The following is a 3,407-nucleotide window of genomic DNA, read 5'->3' on the forward strand; positions in this document are numbered from 1 at the left end:
GTCCTGCCCGCCCTGGCCGGCATCTGCGCCAACTGACCGGCGTATCCACTGACCGGCCGCCCGCCGGCAACCGGGCCCCCCGGCCGCCGGTCCCCCCGGAAAGCCCGCTCGTCCTGGCCAGGGCGGGGCCGGTATCCGTCCCGGCCGGGTGGGTTCCGTCCGCGTTCTGGAGCGGGGCCTGCCAGCCGTCCGGGCTGTCTCGGGTGCCGGTCGTCCTCAGGAGGCCCGCGGGGTCCAGGTGTTCCGGGAGCCGGTGAATATCACGTGTGCCGGGTGTCCTCAGGAGGCCCGCGGGGCGTTGCCGTTGCCGGCGCCGCGGGCGGCGGCCGCGGCGAAGACGCGGGCGAGGTACTCGGTGCGCAGCACGCCGCGGCCGTCGGCGCCGATGTAGCCGACGTCCTTGGTCAGGTAGCCCTCGGGGTAGCTGTAGCCCGCGGCGGTGATCTCACCGTTGCGGCTCCACCAGGCCTTGCGCTGGGTGTGGCAGCGGTCACATTCGTGGATGACATGGTAGGCTCGGGCCTGTTTGTCCCAGACCGCGCTGTGGGGTTCCCAGCGGTGTCCCATGGTGCGGCACTCGATGAAACTGGCGGGCAGCTCGTGCGCCCAGGTCTCGATGTTGCGGCGAGGGGTGTGTTCGGCCATGGGATGGGCTGCTACCTCCGGAATCGCCTGCGTGGACGGGGCGGCGGGCCTGGACGTCGCAGGCTGCCATGCAGGTCAGATAGCACAGGCCGAGTGGTGATGTCGAGCACACGGGCCGTTCCGCCATCTTCCGGATCCACCTGACCGTGCGGGTCTGACTGACTGCGGACGGGAGCCGGCCAGCAGGATCCATTATCGGTCCGTCAACCGGAACGCACACAGATCCCGAGCACAGAGTGACCGGCACGACAGACCGGCCAGACCGGCCAGACCGGTCAGACCGGTCACGGCCCGGCGGCCGCGCGCCGGCGGTGGAGCTCGGGCCCGCCCGGCCCGAGGGGCCCGCGGGCCAGCCCCGGCGGTAACGGCCCGGACGCCGCGGCCGCCGCCCGCTACAGGCCGACCCGGCCCGAGGGGTTGTCGCGGTCGAACAGGCGGCCGGCGCGTACATAGCTGTCCAGGGATGCCGACGACCGCCAGCGCCCCTGCCGCATGATCGCCCGGTCGGGCACGCCGGCGCGGGCGGCGGCCGTGGCGAACCCGGACCGCAGGGAATGCCCGCCGAAGTCCTCCGGGGACAGGCCCGCCGCGGCGGCCCGGCGCTGGACGATGCGGGCGACCGAGCCCGGGTGCAGCCGGCCCGCGCCCACCCCGCCGTGGCGGCTGACCGAGCGGAAGGCGGGCCCGTCGGTCAGGCCCGCGGCCTGCCGCCAGGCGATCCAGGAGCGGACCGGGCAGGTCGGCCGGTAGGAGCCGAAGGTGAGGCCGACCAGCGCCCCGGCCCGCTCCTGGTCGGTCTTGGACCTGCGGATGGTCAGCACGACCCCGTCCGGTGTCTCGGCGATGTCGGCGACGTCCAGCGCGACGAGCTCGCCGCGGCGCAGGCAGCCGGCGAAACCGACCAGCAGCAGCGCCCGGTCGCGCAGGTCGGCGGGCCGGGAGTCGTCCAGCTCGGCGAGCACCCGGGTGAGCAGGCCGGTCTCCAGCGCGTTCTTGCGCGTCACCGCGGTGCCGTGGACGCGGCGGATGCCGTCCCAGACGGTCGCGACCTCGGGGGAGGCGGCCGGGTTGGGATGGCGGCCGAGCTGGTGGGCCACGGAGATGGCGGCCAGCCGGCGGCGGATGGTGGCCGGTCTGTAGCCGGCGTCGGCCAGCGCCGTCAGGTAGCCGGCCACGGTCGCCGGCAGCGCCGGCAGCGCCACCAGGTGCGGGGAGCGTTCGGCGCACCAGGCGGCGAAGTGCCGCAGGTCCGTGTCGTAGGCGCGCCACGTCGAGTCGGCCCTGGCCGCCCGGGCATAGTCGGCCACCCGCTCGACCAGGTCGGACGACAGCAGCGTGCCATCGTCATCCCGGCGAATCGCAACTTCCGCACCGTCGCCGCCCACTCCCCGGCCCTCCTCTTCCCCATCCCGCTGACGCCCGAGAAGTAAAGCTTATCGCGCGTCAGGATGTCTATAGTTTCGTATCCAAAGTTTCGTAACTATACGAAACATAAAACAAAACGATACTGAACAGAGGTGGGCCTGCCGGCGGAGCCACGCAGCTGTCCCGGACCAGGCACGGTGACCCCTGACGGCCCCGCCGCCGGAGGAGGCGTAGGTGGTTTCCGCTGTGCCGATGACGGTTTCCACCTACGGCCGTCGAGGACAGCGGAACGCTCAGTCGACAGGTGCCGGGCCGGCCGGGCTTCGGCCGCCATCGCCACAGAGGGTTCGTACTGAGATGTACCCTGTTCGTATGCGCAAGAAGGTCGTCACGATCGGGAACTCGGCGGGCATCACGATCAGCCCGGCCGAGTTGCACGCTCTGGGCATCGGTCCCGGAGACACGGTCGAGGTGACCGTCCGGGCCGGCGTACTCGAGGTCCGCGCCGTGAGCCGGTACGAGGACGCGTCGCTGCCCGAGCTGATGGCTGTGATCAACGCGGCCCGGACCCGGTCGTGACCTGGACCCGGCAGGAGTTCCTGGCCGAGGTCGCCCGCGCCGAGGTCCTGTCGCCGGAGTACGCCGAGGACGTGCTGGTGCGCCTGGCGCACCACTCCGCGGCGATCGAGGGCAACACCCTCACCCTGGCCGACACCATCACCCTGCTGGTCGACGAACGTGTGCCCGTGGCCGGCACGCCGGTGCGCGAGCTGTACGAGGCCGCCAACCACTACCAGGCGCTCGCCCGGATCCTGCGGGCCGTCGCCGACGACGAACCGCTGACCACCGGCCTTGTCCTGGACCTGCACGCCGCGCTGATGGACCATCTGGCTCACGACCACGGCCGGTACAAGACCTCCAGCAACATTGTCACCGGGGCGTCCTGGCGGCCCGCGCCACCCTCACGCGTCCGAGAGCTCACGCTCCAGTGGGCCGACCAGGCCGAGTGGCAGACCGTCAACCTCGACAACGAGGCCCTGCTGGAGGCGATCGCCGGTGCGCACATCGCATTCGAACGCATCCACCCGTTCTCCGACGGCAACGGCCGCGTCGGCCGCGCGATCATCGCCTACCAGACCATCCGCAGGTTCGGGTTCCCCGCCATCGTCCAGGTCACCCAGCGGCCCGCGTACATCGCCATGCTCGACACCCAGGACACGCCCGCCCTGACCCGCCTGCTGGCGGTCTCACTCGCCGACGAGGCGAACCGCCGCGCCGCGACGTAGCCGCTCACGGCCGGCGCCACTGGCCACGCTCGTAACTGATCACAAAAGTCTGGCTGGAGCCAATAGGTGCTTTCCGCTGTGTGGGCGACGTTTTCCACCTACGGCTGCCCC

General features: G+C 71.9%; 4 protein-coding genes. 2 read left to right on the plus strand and 2 right to left on the minus strand.

Annotation, left to right across the window (positions count from 1 at the left end; translation table 11 throughout):
* Nucleotides 1-279: 279 nt before the first annotated feature.
* On the minus strand, nt 280-645 hold the full coding sequence (locus AC5LUJ_RS23950; protein WP_250285375.1) for a hypothetical protein: 366 nt from the start codon (nt 643-645) through the stop codon (nt 280-282).
* A 392-nt stretch (nt 646-1,037) separates the two neighbouring features.
* On the minus strand, nt 1,038-2,030 hold the full coding sequence (locus tag AC5LUJ_RS23955) for a tyrosine-type recombinase/integrase (protein WP_250285376.1): 993 nt from the start codon (nt 2,028-2,030) through the stop codon (nt 1,038-1,040).
* 337 nt (nt 2,031-2,367) lie between these two features.
* Here AC5LUJ_RS23955 and AC5LUJ_RS23960 point away from each other — a divergent pair, with 337 nt between their 5' ends.
* The gene (locus AC5LUJ_RS23960; RefSeq protein WP_250285377.1) at nt 2,368-2,589 is read left to right on the plus strand and encodes an AbrB/MazE/SpoVT family DNA-binding domain-containing protein; all 222 of its coding nucleotides are present in this window, start codon (nt 2,368-2,370) and stop codon (nt 2,587-2,589) included.
* Entirely contained in the window at nt 2,586-3,296 is a 711-nt protein-coding gene (locus tag AC5LUJ_RS23965) for a Fic family protein (RefSeq protein ID WP_250285378.1), read from the plus strand. The genes AC5LUJ_RS23960 and AC5LUJ_RS23965 overlap by 4 nt, the downstream gene beginning before the upstream one ends.
* Nucleotides 3,297-3,407: the final 111 nt, after the last annotated feature.

It is taken from the genome of Protofrankia sp. CiP1_Cm_nod3 (assembly GCF_982290655.1).